Source organism: Streptomyces sp. NPDC060366 (assembly GCF_042725135.1).
Lineage (GTDB): Bacteria > Actinomycetota > Actinomycetes > Streptomycetales > Streptomycetaceae > Streptomyces.
The window spans coordinates 429917-453594 of sequence record NZ_JBHXDC010000005.1 but is presented as its reverse complement, the minus strand read 5'-3'; the positions used below and the strand labels follow the sequence as shown (position 1 = coordinate 453594).

The 23678-nt window shown below is 72.8% G+C and carries 13 protein-coding genes; 6 read left to right on the top strand and 7 right to left on the bottom strand.

Translation table 11 applies throughout. The features are described from left to right. The first annotated feature begins 137 nt into the window (after window positions 1-137). Entirely contained in the window at window positions 138-1103 is a 966-nt protein-coding gene (locus ACFWHU_RS16830) for an SRPBCC family protein (RefSeq protein ID WP_387225395.1), read from the top strand. Between the two features lie 34 nt (window positions 1104-1137). On the opposite strand, the gene ACFWHU_RS16825 is transcribed toward ACFWHU_RS16830, so the two are convergent. Next, window positions 1138-1401: a hypothetical protein gene (locus tag ACFWHU_RS16825; RefSeq protein ID WP_387225394.1), complete on the bottom strand. Its 264-nt coding sequence runs from the start codon at window positions 1399-1401 to the stop codon at window positions 1138-1140. Window positions 1402-1483: 82 nt separating this feature from the next. Beyond that, on the bottom strand, window positions 1484-2122 hold the full coding sequence (locus ACFWHU_RS16820; RefSeq protein WP_387225393.1) for a dihydrofolate reductase family protein: 639 nt from the start codon (window positions 2120-2122) through the stop codon (window positions 1484-1486). A gap of 263 nt (window positions 2123-2385) precedes the next feature. Here ACFWHU_RS16820 and ACFWHU_RS16815 point away from each other — a divergent pair, with 263 nt between their 5' ends. Continuing rightward, window positions 2386-3003 carry a hypothetical protein gene (locus tag ACFWHU_RS16815; protein WP_387225392.1) on the top strand — a complete coding sequence of 206 codons (618 nt, stop codon included), beginning with the start codon at window positions 2386-2388 and terminating at the stop codon, window positions 3001-3003. A gap of 40 nt (window positions 3004-3043) precedes the next feature. On the opposite strand, the gene ACFWHU_RS16810 is transcribed toward ACFWHU_RS16815, so the two are convergent. The 5 genes from ACFWHU_RS16810 to ACFWHU_RS16790 form a co-directional block, all read right to left on the bottom strand. Continuing rightward, a complete protein-coding gene (locus ACFWHU_RS16810) occupies window positions 3044-3427 on the bottom strand; it encodes a VOC family protein (RefSeq protein ID WP_385792634.1) in 384 nt (127 codons plus the stop codon). A 95-nt stretch (window positions 3428-3522) separates the two neighbouring features. After that, window positions 3523-10176, bottom strand: coding sequence for a beta-ketoacyl synthase N-terminal-like domain-containing protein (locus ACFWHU_RS16805; protein ID WP_387225391.1), 6654 nt, complete (start codon window positions 10174-10176; stop codon window positions 3523-3525). A gap of 76 nt (window positions 10177-10252) precedes the next feature. Next, window positions 10253-16282 (bottom strand): SDR family oxidoreductase, encoded by a 6030-nt coding sequence (locus ACFWHU_RS16800; RefSeq protein WP_387225408.1) that lies wholly within the window; start codon window positions 16280-16282, stop codon window positions 10253-10255. A gap of 110 nt (window positions 16283-16392) precedes the next feature. Beyond that, window positions 16393-17976, bottom strand: a complete 1584-nt coding sequence (locus ACFWHU_RS16795; RefSeq protein WP_387225390.1) for a PfaD family polyunsaturated fatty acid/polyketide biosynthesis protein — start codon at window positions 17974-17976, stop codon at window positions 16393-16395. 50 nt (window positions 17977-18026) lie between these two features. Continuing rightward, entirely contained in the window at window positions 18027-19187 is a 1161-nt protein-coding gene (locus ACFWHU_RS16790; protein ID WP_387225389.1) for an SDR family oxidoreductase, read from the bottom strand. Window positions 19188-19877: 690 nt separating this feature from the next. On the opposite strand from ACFWHU_RS16790, the gene ACFWHU_RS16785 reads away from it, so the two are divergent. From ACFWHU_RS16785 to ACFWHU_RS16770, 4 genes are all read left to right on the top strand, one after another. Continuing rightward, window positions 19878-21194 (top strand): wax ester/triacylglycerol synthase domain-containing protein, encoded by a 1317-nt coding sequence (locus tag ACFWHU_RS16785; protein WP_387225388.1) that lies wholly within the window; start codon window positions 19878-19880, stop codon window positions 21192-21194. Window positions 21195-21407: 213 nt separating this feature from the next. Then, window positions 21408-22022, top strand: coding sequence for an ABC transporter ATP-binding protein (locus ACFWHU_RS16780; protein ID WP_387225387.1), 615 nt, complete (start codon window positions 21408-21410; stop codon window positions 22020-22022). Continuing rightward, window positions 22019-22894 carry an ABC transporter permease gene (locus tag ACFWHU_RS16775; protein WP_387225386.1) on the top strand — a complete coding sequence of 292 codons (876 nt, stop codon included), beginning with the start codon at window positions 22019-22021 and terminating at the stop codon, window positions 22892-22894. Before ACFWHU_RS16780 ends, ACFWHU_RS16775 begins: the two co-directional genes overlap by 4 nt. A gap of 125 nt (window positions 22895-23019) precedes the next feature. Next, window positions 23020-23541 carry a hypothetical protein gene (locus ACFWHU_RS16770; RefSeq protein ID WP_387225385.1) on the top strand — a complete coding sequence of 174 codons (522 nt, stop codon included), beginning with the start codon at window positions 23020-23022 and terminating at the stop codon, window positions 23539-23541. Window positions 23542-23678: the final 137 nt, after the last annotated feature.

The window sequence follows — 23678 nt, the reverse complement described above, 5'->3', positions numbered from 1 at the left end:
GCGGAGAAGAAGGCGCCGGCCAAGAAGACCGCAGCCAAGAAGGCACCGGCGAAGAAGGCGCCCGCCAAGAAGAAGACGGCGGCGAAGAAGCCCGCTGCGAAGAAGTCCGCGCGCGACAGCCGGAGGAGGTGACTCTCATGGCCAAGCCCAAACAGACCGACAAGCCCACGGACACGAGTACATCCGGCCTGGAGCAGGTCAAGGAGCAACTGTCCGCCTACGTCGGGGCCCGGGGCCAGAAGCTGCTGGATTCCGCCGGCGGGAGACTCACCGACCTCGCCCAGGGCCTCGGGGGCGGCACCGACGGAGACGGGTCCAAGGGCCTCCTGGACGTCGGGAAGCGGGTGCTCGGCGGAGAGAACCCGGTCAAGGCCCTCGTGGGCGAGAAGGCCGGCTCGATGAAGGACAAGGCCGTGGATTCGGTCAAGAACGCCTTCGGTGGCGGGGGCGGGAAATCCGGCAGCCCCAAGGTCACCAACATCATTGAAGCCATCGACGTCGGCAAACCGTTGCGTCTGGTCTACGACCGCTGGACCGAGATAGAGGAGTTCAACTCCTTCGCCAAGGGTGTCACCGACGTGTCCCAGTCGGATGAGATCGAGAGCGACTGGAAGCTGAAGGTCGCCTTCTCCAACCGCAGTTGGAAGGCCACGGTGCAGGAACAGGTCCCCGACGACCGCATCGTCTGGACATCCGAGGGCGCCAAAGGAACGACGCACGGCGCCATCACCTTCCACGAACTGGCACCCAGCCTGACCCGCATCGTCGCGGTCGTCGAATACACCCCGTCCGGATTCTTCGAGAAGACCGGCAACGTCTGGCGTGCCCAGGGACGCCGACTCCGCTTGGACCTCAAGCACTTCCAGCGGTACGCCACACTCACCGACGACGAGGAAGTCGAAGGCTGGCGCGGCGAGATCCGCGAGGGTGAAGTCGTCCGGAGCCACGAGGAAGGGCTCGAGGACGACGAACCGGAGGAAGAGGACGAGGGGGACGAGGAGTCGGAGGAGCCCGAGGACGAAGCCGACGACGACTACGACGAAGAGGAAGACGAAGAGGAAGACGAAGAAGAGCCGGACGAGGAGGACGAAGAGCAGAGGTGAGTCCCGGGGAATCTTCGCAGGCCGAGACCGGTTTCTAGATCGCGAACAGGACCGGGTCCGCCTCGGCCGCCTCGGTCTGGGTCTCGGTCTCGGGCAGGTCGAACAGGGGCTGTTCGCCGGGCAGCGGCAGATCCACGACGGCGAGGGATCCGGGGCACGACACCAAGGAGCCGTCCGGGTCACGGCGCGCGCCCGGGGCGTCGTGCCGCCAGACGCGGCCCCTCCTCATCTGGCCGGCGACCGGCCCGGCAGCGATCGCACGGTGGCAGACAGCGCAGTTCACGCGGGGAAGCTTCACACCGACCAGTGTGCCGGTGGTCGACGGTGCGTCGCACACAGCCCACATGGCTGCGCCCCGCGCAGCGGTGTCGGTGTCGTTGTCAGCGGCGGACCATGGTCGCGTGTGTGACGTTCGGTGAGCTGACCAGATCGGCCACCCGATAGCCGTCGATCCCGTCACCCAGGTTGTCGAGCAGCCGTTCCCCGCGCCCGATGAGGATCGGCGCGATCGCCAGGTGGAGCTCGTCGATCAGCCCGGCGCGCAGATACTGCTGGATGATCGCCGCCCCGCCGCCGATCCGGACGTCCTTGCCGTCCGCGGCGTCGAACGCGCGCCGGAGCACCGTCTCCAGCGGCTCGTCGGTGAAGTGGAAGGTCGTTCCGCCGGCCATCTCCAGTGCCGGGCGCAGATGGTGGGTGTGCACGAAGACATCGTGGTGGTAGGGCGGGTTGCCGCCCCACCAGCCCTGCCAGGATTCGTCCTCCCACGGCCCGCGCTGCGGCCCGAACATGTTCCGCCCCATGATCGTCGCGCCGATGTTCCGCTCGCCGCGGACGAAGTACTCGACATCGGTTCCGGTCCTCCCCGCGGCGGAATCCTCCGTCGCGGAGATGAACCAGCTGTGCAGGTCGTCGCCCCAGCCGACGCCGTCGCCGAACGGGGCGTCCAGTCGCTGGTTCAGGCCGGCCGCGAAGCCGTCGAGGGAGATCGTCACGTTGTGTACGCGGACCTTGGGCATGGCCTTCACCTCTCGTGGCGGTGTTGTTCTCTCACCTCTACGTCGTACAGAGCCTGCCTGGATCGACATCCCGCGCGCATCTTTTCCCCGCGGGGGCGTACGCCGCCCGGCGGCGGAACACCACCGTCGAGCGCTCGGTCGGCGAGCGGGCCCGTGGCCTGGACGACCTCGGTCACTGAAAGCGGGCCTGACGGTGGATCAACGGACCGCCGGCGCGCATGATGGAGGCGTCCGTCCCGTCAGAAGCGAGGTGCCGCGCCCCGATGAAGCGCAAGACGAGAATCCTCCTGGCGGGCCTGGCATCCGTGGGCGCCGTCGCCGGCGCGGGTCTGCTGCACAACCGCCGGCCCGATCGCAGCGAATGCCTCTACGTCACGGTGTTCAGCGAGCCCGGCTACCGGGGCCGCAACGAGAGACTGACCTGGACCGGCGGCGGGCGCGAGGTCGTCCCGCTCACCCGGGTACAGCTGCCGCGCATCGGCTCGATCAGGCTGGAGCGGCTCGTGTTCCGCTTCCGGCCCGAGGTACGGCCGCCGAACATGTACATCCTGTGGCACGCCCTCACCGAACGCCCGGACCGCACGGACCCCGAGGAAGGCGTGGCCGCCTTCATCGCCATGCACCAGCTCGCGGGCATGTTCTCGGTGGGCCGGTGGGAGCCGGTCCGCGAGTCCGAGGCGCGGTCGGGAGTACGGCTCTGGGCCGGGCGCCCCGGCCGCCCGCCGCTCGCGCACGACGAGGGGGACCCTTCGGACGAGGCGGCTTCCGGCGGCCGGCCCTGGCACGACGTCCTGGCCAACACGCCCGACCTCGGCTCCTGGCGCACCCGCACCCGCTACCTCGAACTCGGCTACCACGACGCGAGCGGCCCCGGCGGCTGACCGACCGGCATGGGAAACCGGCCGGGACGGCACGCGAGAGTCAGGAATTCGTGTCGGCCCGGTCGGACTCACTGCGCAGTACGCAGAACTCATTGCCTTCGGGATCGGCGAGGATCGCCCAGCCCGAACCATCGGGGTTCCGGTGATCGGCGACAAAGGCGGCGCCGAGACCCAGCAGCCGCTCCACCTCTTCGTCGCGCGAGGTCTCGGGGCGCAGACACAGATGGATCCGATTCTTGATCGTCTTGCTCTCGGGCACCTGGTTGAAGTGCAGCACCGGGCCCTCAGCCAGCAGCACCTGGGTCTCCCGGGCACCCGGCCCGTCCTCCGGATGCAGCGGACGGCCGGTCACACCGCTCCAGAACCGAGCGAGCTCGTAGGCATCCGCACAGTCGATCGCCACGTTCTGCAATACCGAGACCATGCCCGTGAGCCTTCCTGATCTCCACGACAAACGCCACCTGGTTGCGCTCCTGCTTCGCGCCCCGCGTGAGTGCCCGGCGCGACCGGGCACTCACGTCATGGAGTGGGTGAGGGTCCCGGCGCCGCGTCGGACACCACGCGCATGCCCAGCCCCCGCACCCGGTAGATGCAGGTGTCGTCGCCCCACAGAGACGCGTCCGCGATCGCGTACGGACCCCGCTCGTCCGTGCCGCTCTCCACGATGTCCATGTCCACCCGGATCAGCCGGTTGGCCGGGGTGATCTGGCCGCGGTACGTCCAGGCCGTCTCGCGGCCGGGCAGCACCGGCTCGAACCGGGGGTGTGGAACGCCGTCCGCCGCGCCGCGCTCAAGCAGGTGGTACTGGAGCAGCTGGCACATGGCCTCGACGCCCAACGACCCCGGCTGCACCGGGTCCTGGAAGAAATGGGCCCGGAAGAACCACTCGTCCGGGACCACGTCCTTCTCCGACCGCAGCCGCCCGAGCCCCATGCTGCCCCCGTCCGGCCAGAAGCCGGTGATCCGGTCGAGCATCAGCAGCATGGGGCCCGGCAGCCGCGGTTCGCCGGAGCAGTGACGAGCGGGCCGGGCGGTCAGATCGACCACACGGTCGCAGGGCTCGTCCAGACGCGCCCGGTCCCCGGCCGACACCGTGAGGCCCTGCTGATGATCGAAGGCCGACGGCGGGAAGTAGCCGAAGACCGTGGAGAGTTCGAACAGCGGCACTCCGTCGGCCGTGCACCGCACCCGGAACGACTCGATGATCATGTCTCCGCTCCGGGAGACACGCGTCAGTTCGGCGTGGGTGCGGACCGTACCCGTCGCCGGAGTGACCTCACCGGTGACCGTTCCCGCCCCGTCCAGATTGCGGAACAGCAGATCCGTCTCGGAGGTCAACGCGCTGCCCACGTACGAGGCCAGCCACCCGCAGGGTTGCAGCGCGATCTCCATCAGGACCGCGAACGGCATCGTGCGGCCGCCGCTCTGCTCGAAGTACCAGGCCCGCGCGGGTACGTCGTACTCCGCGACGACACCGCTGCCCTCCCGCATTCCGCCCTGCGGACCGTCCACCGAGACGATCCGGCTCATGAAGTGGTAGGGGGGACCGGGCAGCCGCGCGACCTTGCGGGTGCCGTCGAAGGGCTCGTACGCGGTACCGAACGCCTCACTCGGTCTGCCCCAGGCGCACGCCAGCAACGAGGTGTGGTCGAAGGGGAATCCGTCGGCCGCCGTCGCCACCGGCCTCGTCTCCTCGTGCCCGGCCAGCCCGCCGAGCAGGGGGAGCGGCACCGGTGTTCCGCTGCCCTGCACGACGGGCGGGCCCGAGCGCCGCCAGTGCGACAGCGGCCAGTCGGGTACGAGCCGCAGGACCACGTCCCGGCCCAGGAACGCGCTCGCCCCGTCCACCGAGCCCAGCACATCGGCGTACAGCGTCGGCACCGGCCCGGCCGAGACACCGCGCACGAACACCTCGTAGACGACCCGCCGGTTGACCGGAGTCGCCTGGCCGCGGCACATCGTCCTACAGGGGTGACCGTCGACGGGTTCGAAACGCCAGCCGTCCCGGTCCACGGTGAAGCCCATGGCCGCCAGATAGAACGCCATCGCCTGGAGACCGCCCTGGAGCATCAGGGTGCCCGGCATACAGGGGTCGTTCTTGAAGTGCCCCTCGAAGAACCAGTCGTCCGGCGACAACGGCGTCTCGGCCCGCAGATAGCCGCGCCCCCACGGTCCTCCGGCCGGGTCGAACGCCGTCACCTCGTCGATCAGCCGCAGTCTGCCGTCATCGAGCCCGGGAGAGCGGACATGGGCCGCCGTGGCCTCCCAGCCGGGGCCGAAGCACTCCGCCGGCCGCCCTTGGGTAAGGGCGCGCACCCGGTCCGCGTCGAAGCGGGTCCGTTCGCAGCGCACCGCGGGCGGGTCCAGCGGCAGGTCGTCGCCGGGCGCCCGCTCGGCGGGATCCCACCGCACACCGCCGCTGCCGGCGAGCTCCTCGGGTGTGAAGAACCCTGCCTGGCCCTCCCGGATGCTGAGCCGCAGTTCGCCGTCCACGTAGCAGTCGTAGTGGAAGAAGGCGAGCCGGACGCCGTCGTGCTCCGCGTGGCCGTCGATGTGGATCTCGTAGCGCAGGATGTCGCCCGCTTCCGGCGGTCCGCCGTGGTACGTCACCTCGCAGCCCAGCAGCCGGTAGGCGCGCTCCCCCCGGTTGAGGAGGTCCACACCCAGCCAGCTCAGCAGGAGCAGATCCGCCTGGCCCGCCTCGATCAGCAGCCCGGCCGGCATACGTCCCGTCGCGTCCAGGTACCAGCTGTCGGGCCGGACATCGGTCTCCGTCCAGATCATCCCGTCGGTGCGCACCGGGCCGGGCGCGACGAGCGCCGCCGGCACGGCGTCGATACCGGTGACCCGGTCGGCGAACAGCATCGGCGGTCCGGGCATCCGCGTCTGCACCGCGTACGCGTCCTGCTCGGCGAACCGGGGGCCGAACAGCGTGGAGATCTCGTGGGAGGCGAGGTGCTCCAACTGGGCACGGTCGAACTTCGGTCCCGGTCTGAGGACCGGTGCGGGTGCCGCTTCCGGCGGGGGAGCGGCACCCACACCCGCCGCTTCCGGCGCTGGAGCGGGCAGGATCGCCGGGCGAGGCTTGGGCCGTACGGGGACCTGCGGCGGCCCGGCGGCCGGACGCGGGGCAGGGGGGCCCGGTGGCCGTACGTGAGTGGGCCCGGTGCTCCGCAGCGTGGTGACGGCGAGAGCGGACATCCGCAGGAACCGCTGATGGGCCTCGATGTGCCCGGCGGTGATCTCCTGGTGCAGCGCGGCGACGCGCCGGCTCTGCCGGAGGACCGCGGCGCGTACGCCCGCCTCCCGCGGATCGCGCCCGTCCGGGGCCGTCGGCCGGATATCCGGCAGGGAGCGCGGCCGCGCGGTACCGGGGACGGGCACAGTAGCGCCGCCCGGTGCGTCGGACCGGGCGGTCTCCCGGTCCGGTACCGGCGCCAACTCGGGGGCCCTGGGCAGGGTTACGAGGTCCGGCCCCAGCGGCGGCAGACACGGGGGCGCGGGTACGGCCACGGTGACGGTGGGGCCGCGACGCGGGACTTCCGTGGCGGCTTCCGCGAGCCGGGCGAAGAACTCGTCGGCGTCCACGGGCACGCCCGCGACGACGAGTTCGGCCACCGCCAGACAGGTCTGCCGCAGCCGGGTGTCGTCCGGGGCGTCGAGCGCGACGGCCACATGGTCCCGGTCGCCGAGCACCCGCTTGATCCAGCCGGTGCACAGCTTGCGCGGACCGTGCTCCACGAAGACCCGGACACCGTCGGCCCACGCCTGCTCGACCGTGGCCGCGAAATCGATCGTGTTCAGTCCCTGCGCGGTGAGCGCCTCGGCGGCCCGCTCGGCCGTCGGCCGGTACGACTGCCCGGTGGCCCCGCTGTAGAACCGCACACCGGGCACGTCGACGGTCGGACGATCATGGACCGCACGCCATACTCCCCGAACCTCCGCCAACTCCGGTGCGTGGGCGGCCATGTCGTAGTCGAGCTCGATCGCGCGGTCGGCGCCGATCCTCGCCACGACGGCCGCGCACGCGCGCGACTCGCCGCCGATGACGCAGACTCCGGGGGCGTTCACCGCCATCAGATGGACCGCCTCCTCGGCGGCGAGTTCGGCACGGACCGCTTCCAGGGGCGCACCGACCAGATGGCTCGACCAGCGGCGGCCCTCGACGCCGAGGCGCTCCCAGTGGCGCCGCACCGCCCGGAGTTCACCGGTGAGTTCGGTCGTGAACAGACCGCTGTTCCGGGTGGCGTCGTACAGCCCCGCGGCGTCCGGCCAGGCACCCAGCGCCACCAGGGCGGCCGACTCGCCCGAGGAGTACCCGAGAGCTGCCTCCGGCCGTAGCCCGAGCACCTCGCGGGTGAACACCGTGTGGTGGACGGCGAGTTCGGCGGCGCCCCAGATCTGGTCGAGCACTCCGCGCTCCGGCCCGGACCGCAGCCGCGCGCCGATCGTCCCGTGGGTGGCACGGACGGCCTCGCCGAGCGACGGCAGCGCGAGCATCAGCTCGTGGCCCATCCCCGGGTACGCCGCCGAGCCGTTGGTGTACACGAACGCGGTCTGCCCCGTGACCGGCCTGTCCCGGTACACCACATCGGCCGGACGGGCTCCGCCCTCGGCCAGCCAGCGGCAGGCGGCCTCCATCCGGCCCGGCAGCGCGTCGTCGTCGGCCACGAGCGCCAGCCGGGCCGGTCCGGCGCCGGACTCCGCACCGGACTCCAGCGCGGCCAGCACCTCCCGGCGGCCGGCCCCGGAGAAGACGTGCAGGCGTGGAGCGGGGCCCCGCAGCCACGGCCGGGCGTCCGCCGCTCGCAGCCGGACACTCGCGGTGGGCCCCTCCAACGGGGTCACCGCGGCCTTCGCGGTGCGCGCGCCGGCAGCGGTGTCCGCGGGAAGGCCCGGACGCGGCACCGCGCGGTGCTGGAGCGAGAGCGCCGCGACCGCGACGGCGACCAGCCCGTACGCGGCGTGAGCGCGCCCGAAGGCCGACGCCGGGTCGAACACCGCGTCGGGGCCGTCCCCGATGACCATCTCAGGGGCTTCGGCGTTGTCCTCGTCGAGCAGGGCGACGACGGTGTCACCGTCCCTGCGCGCGTTGTCCAAGGACTTGAGGACCAGGACGACGGCGGCGTCCCCCGGTTCGTCCTCGCGGCCGAGCTCCCGCCGGGCGCTCCGATGCACCACCTCGCAGGACAGGTCGGTGGCACCGACGAGCGCCGCGTCGACCTCCCCCGACCGGACGGCCCGGGCCGCGAGCTCCAGCGCCACCAGCCCGGACGCCTCCTCCGCCGAGACAGCGAACCCCGGCCCCGCCAGGTCGAGTTGGGTACTGATCCGGTTCGCCACCAGATTCGGCAGGCTGCCCACCACACCCTCCGCGGTCATGGGCGGCACGAACGCGTCCCGGGCGAGGTCCACCGACTCGGGCGTGGTCGCGAGCCCCGCCTGCTCCAGCCAGTGGGGAACCCTCCAGCGCGCGCCCGCCCTGGCCACCTCGGGGTCCACCCCCATGCCGACGACCACCATGGTCCGCTCCCGGGGCAGGGCCACCGACCGGACGGCCTCCCGCGCCGCCTCCAGTACGAGAAGCTGATTGCGCACCGTCCGCTCCAGGGCCACCGGCGGGAAGCACAGATCCGTCAGCTCCACGGTGATCCCGGCGGCGGGGCCACGCCGCTCACCGCCCAGCACCGCCCGCCGGAAGTCCTCCGTGCAGGTCCCGTCGCCGACCCGCGCGCCGAGGGCGACGATCGCCACCGGCGTACGGCCGCCCGGCGATTCCCGCACCCGGGCCGGGGCGGGCGCGGCGGCGTCCGGGCGGATCGGCCGCGGTACGGCGGACACCGGGTCACCGTCACCGTCCGGAAGGTCCACCACCAGATGGGCGTTGGTCCCCCCGAACCCGAACGCGCTCACCGCCGCCCGGCGCGGCCCTGACCACGGTTCCGGCGCGGTCAGCACCCGCAACGGCGTACCCGCCAGCGACTCCAGCGGCCGTTCCGCGCCGAGCGTCGCCGGACGGACCCCGGCACGCAGCGCGCCCAGCACCTTCAGCAGTCCGGCCACGCCCGCCGAGGCCAGCAGGTGCCCGACGTTCGACTTCACCGAACCGATGGGCACGTCGTCACCGGTCCCGAAGACGCGGGCCATACCGCGCGCCTCCACCGCGTCCCCGACCGGCGTCCCCGTCGCATGGCACTCCACGAGCGACACGGTCTTGGGCGCGACGCCCGCCGCGTCGTACGCCAGGCGCATGGCCCGGACCTGGCCCTCTTCCGCCGGGCTGATCAGCCCGGCTCCGCGCCCGTCGTTGGACAGCCCGACACCGCGGATCACACCGAGCACGGGCAGTTGGGCGGTACGGGCGTCGGACAGCCGCATCAGGGCGACGAACCCGGCGCCCTCGCCGTGCACCAGCCCGTCCGCGTCCCGGTGGAAGGGCCGGCTGCGCCCCGTGCGGCTCGTCGCGGACAGTCCGCAGAAGCCGACGTGCAGATAGAGGGGGTCCGCCCGGCTGACCGCGCCGGCCACCATCAGGTCCGCCGTACCGTCGTGCAGCCGGTCGCACGCCAGCTTGACGGCATACAGCGACGACGCGCAGGCCGCGTCGAGCGACCACGCGCCCGCGCCCAGCCCGAGGGCTCGCGCCGCGAGCCGGGCGGGCAGCCCGGACGAGAAGCGATTGCGCGCGTCGGGCCGCCGCCTGCGCTCTCCCGTCAGCAAGGCGTCGCGGAGCGGGGGCCGCTGGGCGGACAGCCAGACGTGCTCGGCGAGAGCCGCCCCGGTGGGCGTGGGATAGGACAGGTTCCCCAGCACCAGCCCCGCGCGCGGCAGAGGACCCTCGCGGCCCGCCTCCGTGAGCGCCTGCCGGACGCCGTACATCACCCAGTGGAAGAGCGGGTCAAGCGACAGGATCCGCTCCGGTGCCATGTCGAAGCCGCTCGGGTCGAAGACGGACTCGAACCCCCTTACGTAACCGCCGACATCGGTCCATGTGCGGTCCAGGTGATCGTCCACCGAGCCCATGGCCCAACGGCGCGGCAGCCGCCACCGGCCCTCCGGGACGGCCGACAGGCTGGTGCGGCCCGCGGCGATGTTGTCCCAGAACGTGTCCGGATCGAGCGCGTCGGGCAGCACACAGCCCCGGCCGACGACGGCGATCGGTTCGAATTCCATGCAGGTCTCACTTCACGGCGGGGCGGAGCAGGGCGGGGCCGGTCGGAACGGGCCGGGGGCTCAGGAGCGGACGGGCTCAGGAGGGGCGTCGGACGAGTTCCACGCCGAGCAGTTCCAGACGGACGGCTCCGTCGGCGTCGATCAGCGCCACATCGCAGCGCGCCCCCGTGCTGTGAACCTTCCGGCCTCGCAGCACACACCGCACCGTGCCGTCCACTGGACCGCGCCGGTACACCCGGCACTCCGCGACGGCCATCGGCAGAGTCGCCGCGTCGAGTACCTCCCGCGCCCAGACCAGGGCGAGTTGGAGCGCGCCGTCGACGGCGGCCGGGTCGAGCGGCCAGCGCTCACCCGGCCAGTCCAGGACGCGCACGCCCGCGACGATCGCCTCGGCCCCGTGCTCCGAGACACCGTGCGGCGCGCGGACGGAGCGGAAGCGGGGGCCGTGGAAGAGGCACTCCCCGTCGTACAACTCCGTGCGGTCCAGCGGCTTGAGGCCGTCCGGGCTGCCCCACGCGGCCGGATCAGGTACCTCGGCCCCCGTGTCCAGTACGGCCCGGAAGTGCGCCACCCCGCTCTCCCCGCGCAGCTCCGCCTCCAGCCCCGTCGACGAACCGGCCGCGCCCCGGCTGCCGTGCACGGTGAGCCGGTGCCCTCGGCCGCCCAGCTCGGGCAGGGTGCACTTCTGATACACCCTCAGATCGCGCAGGACGAGTGAACCGGCATCCGGCAGCCAGGCGCCGGCCGCCCCCGCGAACCAGTTCAGGACCATCGCCACGGGCAGCACCGGAACCCCGGTGAGCGCGTGGTCGGCCAACTGCGGCAGAGTGTCCGCCCGCACCAGCAACTGCGCCGGACGCGGATCGCCCGCCGGGGACAGGGCCGCCGGATCGTCCCCGGCCACCAGGACGACACGGGCCTCACCGGCTGTGCCGTCCAGCTCGGCGGTGAAAGCGGCCGCCCCCTGCTCCAGAGGGATCAGCGGAACCCCGGACCGGCCGAAATGCCCTGCCAGCGCGGGGGTGACCATGCCGCCGTGCCACGGCCCCCAGGCCACGCACCGCACCAGAGCGCCGGGGCGGCGGGCCTGCTCCGCCGACGCAACCTGACCCAGGACCTCGTTGGCCATGGCGTAGTCGCTCTGCCCCGCGTTGCCGAACACGGCGGCCACCGAGGAGAACAGACAGATCACGTCCAGCGGATCGTCCGCCGTCGCGGCCAGCAGCGCGCGCAGACCGTCCACCTTGGTGGACATCACCCGCTCGACCTGCGCGTCGGTCTTGTCGGCGATCCACTTGTCGGCCAGTACTCCCGCACCGTGCACGATTCCGGTGACCGGCCCCCACACCTCACGTACATCGCGCAGAGCGGCGGCGACGGCGTCGCCGTCGCGGACGTCCACCTGGACGTACCGGACGGGGGAGCCCGCCGCCTCCAGCGCCGCCAGCGTCGCCCGTACCTCGCGCGCGGCCAGGATCTCCCGGGCCCGCGCCGCGATTCGGGCGGGCGAGGAGTCCTCCGCGCCCCCGGTCGACCGCTCGGCGAGCAGACGCGTGAGCGCCGGTTCGTCGGCGGCCGACGCGAGCCCCGCGGGCTCGGGAGCCGTCGCCGTCCTGCCGAGCAGCGCGATCCGCGGACGGTGGGTCCTGGCCAGGTCCAGCAGCGCGGCGGCGGTCACCCCGCGGGCCCCTCCGGTGGCCACGATCACCGACTCCGACGTGATCCGCCGGGTGCTGCCGGGCACCACCGGCGCCGGTACCGTCCGCGGGACGGTGCGGGTGCCGTCCGCGCGAAGACCCGCCTCCGGGTCGGGGCCGCCTTCCAGCAGTTCCCGCACGATCGCCTCGGCGACGTCCTCGTCGCTCCGGCCGCCCCGCTCGCAGTCGACGGCCTTGACCGAGACCCCCGGCCACTCCTTCGCGGCGGTCCTGGTCAGAGCGGCGACGCCGCCCAGCCACGCGCGGTCGGGCGCGCGGCCCTCCAGCCCGAAGTCGCCTCCGGTGTCCTGCACGGTGACGAACAGCCCGCCCTGTTCGGCGGCCTGTGCCGCCACCGCGCGCGCCGCGTGGAACACCGACCGGTGGACCTCCCGCGCATGGTCCGGGGAGCCGTCCCCGGTCAGTCCGCCGAGGTGCATGACCGAGCGCGCGTCCGCGGGCACCTCCGCCACGGCGGTGGCGTCCACGCCGAGCTCCGCCAGCTTCCGCACGACGAGGGCGGTGATCCCGTCGCCGTCGGCGCCCCCGCCCGCCACCACGAGCGGCCCGTCCAGGAGCCCCGCCGTCGCCAGACCGGACGCCGGTGACTGAACCGCGCGCGGCACCAGCCTGGTCAGCGCCGTCGTGTGCCCGGTCCCCGTACGCATGGCGGGAATCTCGGGGACGGTGGGGACCTCCGCGACGGCGGGGATCTCCAGGGCGGCGGGGCGCCCGGTCACGGCCGGGGAATCCGGCGCCGGGGCTTGCGGTGTCCGGCCGGTCGCGGTGAGCGCCTCGACGATCTCGCGCAGCGTACGGAGCTTGCCGAGCTGCCCGATGTCTCCCGTCGCCACGTCGCCCACCGTCCGGCGTACGGCCGACAGGATCTCGACGCGCTTGATCGAGTCGACTCCCAGATCCGACTCCAACTCCATGTCCACGTTGAGCATCTGAGCCGGGTAGCCGGTGAGTTGGGCCACCACCGAGAGCAGCAGTTCCTCCAGTTCCGGTGGCGACAGAGGCGTGGCTTCGGCTGCCGGTGCCGATGGGGCCACCGGGACGGCGGCCGGGTCCCGTTCCTCGGTGGCGACCGGTGCGGGCGACGGCGCCTCGCGGGGCGCGGCGGTTACGACGGCGGGCACGGTCGCGGGAACCCCGACCGCCGCCGGGGGCGGTGTCGCGGAGACCGGGGCACGCAGAGGTGCCGCAGGACGGGGGAGCGGCAGCGGTGCCGTGAGGGCCGGGGCGTCGGGCACGGCGCCGACGCCGTGTGCCCCGAGCATCGCGGCCAGGGTGGTCTCGGTCATCCGCAGAAACGCCATATGGCTCTCGGTCAGCATGCGTTGGCAGGCCGCGTGGGCCTCCGCCGTCTGCCGCTGGACGCTCTCCACCGCGGCGTACCACTCGGAGCCGAGGGCGGCATCGGGCTCGGTTCCGTACGCGGGCTCGGTTCCGTACGCGGGCTCGGTTCCGTACGCGGCGACGGGGTCGTACACGGCCACGGGATCGTGCGGGGCCTCGGCTCCGTACGCGGGCTCCGGTTCCGGGGCGGGCGCCGTCCCGTAGGCCGGCGGTTCCGGAGTGTGGACGGGGAGCGCGTGGCGTTCCGGCGCGGGCACGGGCGGCTGCTGCGGTGCGGCGGCTTCCGCGCGGGGCGGGTAGAGCTGACCGTAGTTGGCTCCGCTGATCTGCACGGTCATCCGGGGCTTGCGCTCCTTCACTGAGGTTTCGGGCGCGGCGTACGGCGCCCAGAGGGAATCGAAGTCCAACGGCACACCGCGTACGGCGAGTTCACCGAGCGCGGTGTGCAGGGCGCCGACCCCGGACCGGTCCGCCCGGTCCAGGGGGATCGCCGCGTGCTCGCGGTCACCCAGGATCTGTCCGACCAGGCCGGTCAGCACGGCGCCCGCGCCGACCTCCACGAAGGTCCGCACCCCCGCCGCGTACATCGCCTCGATCTGGTCCTGGAAGAGCACAGGTGAGGCCAGGTGGCCGGCGATCCGGCGGCGTACCGCGTCGGGCGACGACGGGTACGGTCGCGCGTCCGCGTTGCCGTACACCTCGATCCGGGGCTCCGTCAGCGGGACCGTGCGCAGGAACGCGGCGAGCGGCTCACCGGCGGGGGCGACCAGCGGGCTGTGGAAAGCGGTCGAAGTGGTCAGCCGGTGTGTGCCGACACCCTCGGCCGCGAACGCCTTCCCGGCGCGCGCGACTGCCTCCTCCGTACCCGAAAGCACCACCTGGAGCGGGGAGTTGAGATTGGCGGGCCAGATGTCGCCGAGCTCGCCACCGGCCAGCACCGCCCGCACCCGCTCGCGGTCCGCCGCCACGGCCAGCATCGCGCCCGGTACGCCGGCCGCGTCCCGCATCAGCTCGCCGCGCCTGCGGGCCAGAGCGACCAGCGCTTCGGCGTCCAGGGCGCCCGCGCAGTGCAGCGCCACCAGCTCACCGAAACTGTGGCCCGCCACGCAGTCCGGTCGCAGCCCCAGCCCTCGCAGTACGGCCAGCGAGGCGAGCGCGTGCACCGCGAGCGCGGGCTGCGCCCACTCGGTGGCGGCCAGCCGCGCGGCCTGCGCCGCTCGTTCCTCGTCGGCGAAGGCGGGCGGCGGGAACACCAGCCGGTGCAGGGGCCGCCCGCCGAAGCCGGCGCCACCCAGCCGGTCCCACACGGCCTGGGCGGCCGGTGACAGCATCGCCAGGCCTGCGCCCATCCCGACGTACTGGGATCCCTGCCCCGGAAACAGGAACGCGAGACGGCCGGGCACGGGATCCCCGCACGCGTACCGGACACCGTTCGGTGTAGAGAACGCCGCGCCGGGCCGCTGCCGGATCAGCGTGAGCGCCCGCGCGTACTTCTCCCTCAGATCCTCGATGTCCGTGGCGACGACGGCCAGCCGCACCGGATCGGTGGGCGAGAACGCGCTGTGGCTCTCCCGGGCGAGCGCGGCCAGCGGGCGGTCGCCGTACGTCTCCGGCGGCACCAGGCCGGACGGCGACGCGCCGCTGAACAGGACGAGTTCGCTCGGCGCGGAGCGATGGCGCGGCGGCACCCGGGCGGGGGTGCCCGACGGCACGTACTCCTCCAGCGTGACGTGGAAGTTGCTGCCCCCGAAGCCGAAGCTCGACACCGATGCCCGGCGCGGATGACCGGCGGGCCGCACCCACGGCCGGGCCTCGGTGTTGACGTAGAACGGGCCGTCCGGGGCGGCGGCGGCCGGCGTCGGCCGGTCGACCTTGATGGTCGGCGGAAGCACCTTGTGGTGCAGGGCCATGACCGCCTTGAGCAGTCCCGCCGCGCCCGCAGCGCACTTGGTGTGGCCGATCTGCGACTTGACCGAGCCGATCGCGCACCACTGACCGTCGTCGCTTCCCGACGCCTCGAACACCTCGCGCAGCGCGGCCAGTTCGGCGGTGTCCCCGGCCTGCGTGCCGGTCCCGTGGGCCTCGACCAGCTCCACCGTCCGCGGACCGTAGCCCGCCTCATCGTAGGCGCGTCGCAGAGCCCGTGCCTGGCCGTCGGGAAGCGGCGCGTAGATCGCCGTACTCCTGCCGTCGGACGAGGTGCCGATGCCCCGGATCACCGCGTGGATCCGGTCGCCGTCCCGCTCCGCGTCGGACAGCCGCTTCAGTGCGTACATGACGACCGCTTCGCCGAGCATCGTGCCGTCCGCCGCGTCCGAGAACGGTCGGCAGTCACCGGTGCGGGAGAGCGCGGGCGTCTTGGAGAAGCACAGGAACATGCCGATGTCGTTCCCGGTGTCGACACCGCCGCTGATCACCAGGTCGGCCCGCCCGAGCGCCAGTTCACCGACCGCCGTGGACAGCGCCGCCAGGGAGCTCGCACAGGCGGCGTCGGTGGTGTGGTTGGTGCCGTGCAGGTCGAACCGGTTGGCGATCCGGCCCGCGACGACATTGCCGAGCAGGCCGGGGAAGGTCGACTCCCGCCACGGGCTGAAGTGAGCCGAGATGCGGTCGCACAGGGCCTGCGCCTCGGCCTCGGCGAGACCGCTCTCCCGCAGCGCCTTCAGCCACACCGGGCGATGCGCGCGCCCGTACATGTGCGGGAGCAGTTCCAGGGAGGCCGCGCCGAGGACGACGCCGACCCGGTCCCGGTCCATGCCCGGCAGTCCGCCGGCGTCGGTCAGCACCTGGTCGGCGACCATCAGAGCGAGCAGTTGGGAGGTGTCGGTCGACGCCAGGTTGGCGGGCGGCACCCCGTACGCCAGCGGGTCGAAGTCCACCTCCGGAAGGAAGGCGCCACGGCGGGCGTACGTCTTGTCGGGGGCGGCCGGGTCGGGGTCGTAATGGTCCGTCACCAGCCAGCGGCTGGAGGGTACTTCGGTGATCAGGTCGCGTCCGCCGGTCAGGATCCGCCAGTAGCCGGCCGCGTCCGTCGCGCCGGGCACCATGGCGCCGACACCGACCACGGCGACGGGCACCTGCCCTCGGGCATTGGCTGACACCTCATCAATGTCGAGCCGGACGACTGCCGTTGACGCCTCCGGGGCGCCGGAGCCGCTCACGCCAGCCCGCGCGGGGTGTAGACGAAGGCCTCGGACGGCAACGGAACTCCATACGTGCGCAGTTGATGGGCGCGGGTGAGCACCGCGGCGCCCTCGAGCAGGTTGAGCGCGATCTGCACCACGGACCGGTTCTGCGGTTCGGCCAGGAACGTGCCGGCGACCCAGCGGTTGAACGCGCCCGTCGCCGGGCCGCACCAGATCTGGTAGTCGGTACGCCGGGCCGCCTCGCCGGTGATCGCCCACCGGCTGGAACTGCCCAGGTACCAGCGGAAGATCAGCGCCATACGGTGCTTGGGATCGGCCTCCGCACGCGCGATCTCCGAGGGATCGCGCCGCTCCCAGAACGCGCGCGTGTGCTGCCAGACCTCGTCGAACGAGGCGCGCAGCACGTCCCGTTCGATCGCGGCGCGCACCGCGGGCGGGATCTCCTCCAGCGAACCGTGCGCCCGGTAGACCGCGTGGAGCCTGCCGGCCCGCTGGGCGAACATCGTGCCCCGGGACAGGACTTGGAGCGTGACACCCAGCTCGAACATGTCCGCCGCCGGTGCCATGGCGACATCGGCGACATCCGCCTCGCAGAGCATCGCCTTGGCCTCGTCGGACAGGCCCGCCTCGACGGCGGTCTGGTTCACCGATCCGATGACGACGTAGGACGCGCCGAGGGCGAAGGCGGCGCCCACCGCGGCCGGCGTACCAAGTCCGCCGGCCGCGCCGATCCTGACCGGTCGGCGGTAGCCGAACCGGTGGCACAGCGCGTCGCGCAGCAGGGCCATCCTCGGCAGCAGGACCGACAACGGCCGGTTGTCGGTGTGACCTCCGCTGTCGGCCTCCACGGTGATGTCCTCGGCCACCGGCACCAGGGCCGCCAGCGCGGCCTCCTGAGGAGTCAGCTTCCCCTGGCCTACGAGCAGGTCCAGCAGCTCGGCCGGGGCGGGCGAGAGAAACCTCTCGGCGACCTCGGGCCGGGAGATCTTGGCGAGCATCCGCGTGCGCCGGACGATCGAGCCGTCGGTGCCGCGTCGAAGTCCCCGGGCCGAGCACAGCACGACCGCCGGGGTGAGCTCCATGTACGCCGACGCCGAGATCCGGGGCACACCGCAGCGCAGCAGGAGCTCGGCGACGCGGAACTCCAGCGCGGGTTCGGCCGGTGAGTGGATGAGGTTCACGCCCCAGTTGGAACGGGACCGCAGCTCCCCGGCCAGCGCGTGCACGTCCCGCTCAACGTCGGCGTACGCCAGGCCGCCTGCGCCGAAGAACCCGAGCATCTCCGCCCGGGCCATCGCGGACACCATCCGGGTGGTGGCGATGCCGTTCGCCATCTCGCCCGCCACATAAGGGAACCGGACGCCGTGCGCCTCGCAGAAGGTGCGCCCGCCGAGCCACTCGGGGTACAGCGGCGGCAGCGTCCCGAGCACCGGGACGGCGGGTAAGGGACCGGCCGCGAGACCCAGTTCACGGCCGCTCGGCCCGCTGACGATGTGTACGGGTTCCCGGATCCGTCGGGCCCTGACGGCGATCTCCTCGGGGGAGAAGACCGGCGGAGGCACGGCGGGGGCGACGGGAGCGGAGAGGACGGACACGGAGAGGCTCCAGCGGGAGAGGAGATGTGCGGGGCGGACGTACCGGCGGGTCAGATGCGCCGGGCGGACGGGAGTGCGGTGGTGGGCGACGGCCCGCCGGGAACCGGGCCACTCGGGACCGGGCTCCCGACGGGAACCGGGCCCGTCGGGACCAGGCCGGACCACAGGTAGTCGAGGTCCACCCGGTCCGAGGCCGCCGACGATCCGAACAGGGCCCGGACCCGGGTGTCGTCGAAGCGCCGCCGGTGGTTCAGATAGGTCGTCAGACCCGGGTAGCAGTCCACCAGCGCCTCCAGCGCCGACGGGTCGTCAGGCCTCTCGGCGACCAGATCGATCGACAACTCGGCCAGCCGTTCCAGCAGGGCCGCGATCGTCGGGACGGGGACGTCGCGGTCGTGGACGACGTGGTACGTGTCGACTCCGCCCGAAGGGGTCCGGCCAGCCAGCCGCACCATGACCTCGGCCGCGTGCTCCACCTGCATCAGGTTCAGCCGGCCGTCCGGACGACCCACCAACCGGACGCGGGAACGGCCGCCCGGATCGGCGGTGCGCCGCGCGTCGCGCAGGATCCGCTCGACGACCTGAAACGGATGCGAGGGCAGTTCCAGGTCCGGCGGCAGGTCCGTGACGAGGATGCTCGGCCGCAGCACCACGACCGGGCGGCGGTGCTCCCGCGACCACGCGTGGATCAGCACCTCCGCCTCGTACTTGGAGCGTTCGTAGGCGTTCTCGAAGCCGTACGTGTCGTCCAGCTCGTCCTCGTACGCCACCCCCTCACGCCGGCTCCCGGCGACGAAAGCGGTACTCACGTGGTGGACCACGGGTCTCTCCCGTCCGGCGGCGGCCAACTCCAGTACATGCCGGGTGCCTTCGACGTTGGTCCGCCGCAACTCGGGGAGGTTTCCTGCCAGGTTGATGCTGCCCGCGCTGTGCCAGATCGCGCCGAGGCCGTCGGCCAGCTCCTGGAACACGCGTCTGGACAGCCCCAGTCGGGGTCGCTCCAACTCCGTCTCCACCACCCGTAGCCGGCCGGGGAGTTCGGCGAGAGATGCCTCGGGCACGCCGGTCAGTGCGAAGAACCGGGTGATGCGGCGCAGCGCGTCACCGGACCCCGCGTGGACCAGGACCGTCACCGACCGGTGCGTGTCGAGCAGACGGCGCAGCAGGCGCAGCCCGAGGAATCCGGTGGCGCCGGTGAGGGCGACGTGCATGACCTTGGCTCCAAGGGCTCCGAAAAGGGACAGGAACACGACTGTGTGCGAGGGCTGTGAACGCCGGGGCCGTCGCGGCGGCCGGCGAGGCGGGATGCGGCCGGCCGTTCATGACGCGGCATGACACCGGCGGTCGCGGTGCGCGCGGCCTGACTTGTCCGGCCGACCCGGCGACGGGCGTCCGCCGATCGTCCGGTTCCTCCGGCCCCGCCGCGGGCTGCGCAGGCCCTCTGCCGGGCTTGAGGACCACTGGCGCACGGCACACAGTGTCAGACGGTGGACGGCGATGGAGCCCTCGATCCCACCGGCTCACCCGAATGCAGTACCCACACCGTGACCGGTGGTCCCCGCCGCGGGCCGGGGCGCCCGGCCGTACGTACGCGGCGGAGACAGTCGGTGCCGAGCGGGCCGCGCGGAGGACCGTCCCCCTTTCGGGTGACCTCGCGGGCGGTGGCCGGCAGGCGGTTGCGGTGGAGGAGGAGGCGAGCGCGCACTTCGGGGCCCGCGGGTGGGTACGGCCGCTCACTGCGGCCGGATATAAACCGTACTTACGCAGGCCGGTGACGCGTTCGGCGGCGCCGTGGACGTGCACTGGTCGGCGGCCGTCGCGGACGGCGCGCGCTTCCGGTCGGCGGCCCTACCGGCGGGGTGGCGCGTCCCCGCCCCTCGGTACGAACTGGAGCCAACCCGATGCCCGTGTCCGATCCGTCAGCCCGGTCCGTTCCCTCCCCGAGCCACCCCGCCCACTCGGTCGACCGCGCGTTCCTCGGCATGCAGCGCCGTCACCCCGACGTCCGCTGGGACGCCGGCGGTGTCGCGTACCTGAGCGGTCCGCCCCCGGGCCTGGCGGACTTCCGCGCGTACGTGGGCTCACGCCTGCGCCGGCTGCCCCTGCTCACAAGCCGGATCGAGGGCGGCTCACGGCGCCCCAGTTGGCGGCCGGACGCGGACTTCACCGTCGACCGGCACGTCCACGAGGTGGTCGCGAAGGGCCCCGAAGGATGGGACACCGCCCTGCACACCGCGCTCGACGCGCCCTTCGCGCCCGGCACCTACTGGGGGATCTGGCTGGTCCACGGCCATGTGCCCGACGAGTACGCCGTGTGCTACCGCTTCCACCACGCCTGCCAGGACGGTTCGGCCGCCGCGATGACCTTCCGGTCCATGCTGGGCGAGGGGGAGCCCTCGGCCCGCCCGGTGCCGGGGAAGGGCCGGCCGGCCGGTCTGCCCCGACGGGTGGGCACGGCGGTCGGGCTGACCACGAGGTTCGTGGCCGGCTCCCTCGCCGTCCGCGGCCGCCGTCCGGCTGTCTCCTTCGTCCCGACGGGAGAGCGGCGGCTGTCGCGGGGCCGCGTACCGGCGGACACCCTCCGCCGGATCGCCGAGGCCCACGGCGGCTCGGCACACGACGTCCATCTGGCCGCGCTGGCCGGGGCGTTGTCGGCCTGGTCGGCCCGGTCCGGCGTACCGCTTCCCCGGGTGAAGGCGCTGCTGCCCGTTGACGCACGTCGCCCGGACGAGGAACAGACGTGGGGCAACCGCTGCTTCGCCCTGCCGCTGGAACTGCCCGTGCGCACCGCCCCGGAACACGGGGCGGGATCCGGGGACGGCGACTCGCCCCTGTGGCGGCTGGAGCACGTCATGGCCACGACCCGGAAACTGCGGGGCGAGACCTGGCGGCAGGCCATTCAGGACCTGGTCCGCCACATGCCGGACCGCCCGACCGAGTGGTACATGCGAAGGATGCTCTCCCCGCGCGTCACCGACGTCATGGCCACGTCCATGCCGGTCGCCGACAAGGGAAGCCTGGGGGACGGCCGGGTGACGGGCGTCGCCCTGCTCCCGCTGCTCGTACCCGGACACCTCTTCGGAGTGGGCCTGTCGTTCTTCGGCAACTGGGCCGAGACGTCCTTCGTGGCCGATCGCGCCCTTCCGCTGGGGGAGTCGCTTCCGGAACTGTGGGAGCGGGCCGTGCACGAACTGGATTCAACCTCCGCGCCGCTGTGAACGCGCGGCGTCAGATGTCAGAGCCGTCGCACGTGTGACGCGGTGTGTGCCGGGTCGACGCCGGATCGACGTCGCGGAACGGGACCGCTCCTGGCGCCGTTTCCGTTGCGCCGCCTGCTCGTTGGGCACGGGCGGACCGGTTCCGCCGCCCATCGGAAGACATGTGACCGCTTCCGTGGCCATCCGGAATACCTGGCACGACGGAGCAGCGCGATGGACGTCGCAGATGTGCACCACTCCTACCGGCAGCGCGCCGTTCTACGGGGCGTCGACCTCCGGCTGCGGCCCGGGGTCCTCGCCGGGATCGTCGGGGAGAACGGCGCCGGCAAGACGACACTGCTGAGGATCCTCGCCGGTGAACTCCGGCCGGACCGGGGCTCGGTGCACCACGGCGGCAGGTTCGGTTACTGCCCGCAGTCCGTGGTCCTGGACGACTCCTTCACCGTCCGCCAGCACCTGGACTTCTTCCGGCACGCCTTCGGGCTGGCCGACCTGCGGCGAGCAGAGGAAGTGATGGAGACCCTGGCCTTCACCGAGTACCTCGACCAGCGCGCCGGGCTGCTCAGCGGCGGCTCACGGCAGAAGCTGAACCTGACCCTCGCGCTCATGCACGACCCGGACGTCCTGCTGCTCGACGAGCCCTACCAGGGCTTCGACTGGGAGACGTACCTGCGCTTCTGGGAGCTGGCGACGAGGCTGCGCGACGCCGGGCGCTCGGTGCTGGTCGTCTCGCACCTGGCGTACGACGTCGAACGGCTGGACCAGCTGTGGCGCCTGGAGGACGGACGCCTCCACCTCCGGGACCGGTGCTCGGAGGCGGCGGCATGAGGCGGCACTGGTCCCTGTTCGTCACGGCCTCCCGGTACGCGCTGATCGGGCACGCCCGCAACCGCTTCGCGATGCTGCTGGTGGTGGTGTACATCCCCGTGTGGATCGCCCTGGCGTACGTGACCATTCCCGACCGGCCCGCGCCGTTCAGGATGGCGGCCACGGGCGAGGTCCTGACGCCGCCCGGCAATCACCTCACCCAGATCACCGGCGCGCTGAACGCGGTCACCCTGATCGCCGGGTTCATGATGTTCGCCGCCACCTTCACGGGCGGTGCCTTCGACCGGCGCCTGGCCATGGCGGGGTACCCGCGTCACCACCTCGTCCTCGCCAAGCTCTCCGCGCTCACCCTGGTCTGCGCCGCCGTCGCGGCCTACGCCACGGCCGCCGCCGGCTTCGCATGGTCCCCCCGACAGCCCCTCATGCTCGCCGCCGCGCTGTTCTGCGCGGCCCTGACCTACGGCGCGCTGGGCGTGGTCTTCGGCTCGGTGCTCCGCCGTGAGGTGGAGGGCATGTTCGCCATCCTGATGATCAGCATTCTCGACGTCGCTCTCCAGAACCCCCTGTCGAGTTCCGGGTCGGACAGCGCCGTCGTGCGGTTCCTGCCGTCGTACGGAGCCGTACAGGCCAGCATGTCCGCGGCCTTCTCCACCGCGCCGGTGGCCCGGGGCCTCGCGATCCAGCTGCTCTGGCTCCTCGGGGCGGCGCTGGCCGGGTTCATGGTCTTCCGCCGGCGTACCCGCGACGCGCTTCCACCGGAACGGAAGCGACGCACCCAGGACCGCTCCGTGCCCGGTTCCGGTTCCCGTCCCGGTGTGAACGCGCCCGCGCCGGAGCCCGGCGCGGGCGCGCAGCGCGTACGACCCAACTGACCGGCGGGTCACCCCCGTTCGGCCAGACGGCCGCCGTGACCTGCGGGAGCCGGTGATCGTTCTGCAACCGGGCGTTGATTCGCCGCCCCGCCACCACATTCCTCACGCAAGGAGCACGATCCCCCATGACCCTTTCGCGTACCGTCCGGAGCACGGTCCTCACCGTGGCTCTCGTGGCCACCTCCACCGTGGTCTTCCCCGCCTCCGCGCAGGCGGCTCCGCTGCCGCCCGCGTGTCAGGAAGCGCTGCTCACCACGCTCGACAAGTTCCCCGTCGTGGACTTCACGGTTCCCGACAAGGTCCAGAGCGGCACCCTGGACGAGGTCGGGGGCCTGAGCGAGGCCGACCAGGCGGCATTCACCGAGAAGGCGTGCGCGGCCTGGAACAGCTGGGCCACCAAGAACGGCCAGGCGGTGGCCACGGACCTGGACACCCGCTACCGCAACGCCGCCGGACCGGTGTGCAACAAGTTCACCACCTCCGCCATCGCGACGATCAAGAAGTACGCCCCGAACGTCCCCGCCGAGACACGGCAGTTGGAGAAGGTGGCGAAGAAGGTCTGGCAGAACGTCATGCAGAAGCTCTCTGTGGAGGCGACCAACGCCGACTGCCGCAAGGCCTACAACGGGGTGAAGGCCGGCTGGTAGCCGGACCCGCCGGATGACGCCCCCGTCCGCGGTCCGCAGGCCGCCGCCTGACGTCCGAGTCGACGTCTGACGTTGCGTACCGCTGCCCGGGGCCGGGGGCCGAGGCCCGGATCCCGGGACACACCGGGAGCCGGGCC

What these genes read in the sequence shown, in the direction of transcription:
- ACFWHU_RS16830 (WP_387225395.1), top strand. Translation starts at nt 138, where the DNA reads ATGGCCAAGCCCAAACAGACCGACAAGCCCACGGACACGAGTACATCC.
- ACFWHU_RS16820 (WP_387225393.1), bottom strand. Translation starts at nt 2,122, where the DNA reads ATGCCCAAGGTCCGCGTACACAACGTGACGATCTCCCTCGACGGCTTC.
- ACFWHU_RS16815 (WP_387225392.1), top strand. Translation starts at nt 2,386, where the DNA reads ATGAAGCGCAAGACGAGAATCCTCCTGGCGGGCCTGGCATCCGTGGGC.
- ACFWHU_RS16810 (WP_385792634.1), bottom strand. Translation starts at nt 3,427, where the DNA reads ATGGTCTCGGTATTGCAGAACGTGGCGATCGACTGTGCGGATGCCTAC.
- ACFWHU_RS16805 (WP_387225391.1), bottom strand. Translation starts at nt 10,176, where the DNA reads ATGGAATTCGAACCGATCGCCGTCGTCGGCCGGGGCTGTGTGCTGCCC.
- ACFWHU_RS16800 (WP_387225408.1), bottom strand. Translation starts at nt 16,282, where the DNA reads ATGGTGCCCGGCGCGACGGACGCGGCCGGCTACTGGCGGATCCTGACC.
- ACFWHU_RS16790 (WP_387225389.1), bottom strand. Translation starts at nt 19,187, where the DNA reads ATGCACGTCGCCCTCACCGGCGCCACCGGATTCCTCGGGCTGCGCCTG.
- ACFWHU_RS16785 (WP_387225388.1), top strand. Translation starts at nt 19,878, where the DNA reads ATGCCCGTGTCCGATCCGTCAGCCCGGTCCGTTCCCTCCCCGAGCCAC.
- ACFWHU_RS16780 (WP_387225387.1), top strand. Translation starts at nt 21,408, where the DNA reads ATGGACGTCGCAGATGTGCACCACTCCTACCGGCAGCGCGCCGTTCTA.
- ACFWHU_RS16775 (WP_387225386.1), top strand. Translation starts at nt 22,019, where the DNA reads ATGAGGCGGCACTGGTCCCTGTTCGTCACGGCCTCCCGGTACGCGCTG.
- ACFWHU_RS16770 (WP_387225385.1), top strand. Translation starts at nt 23,020, where the DNA reads ATGACCCTTTCGCGTACCGTCCGGAGCACGGTCCTCACCGTGGCTCTC.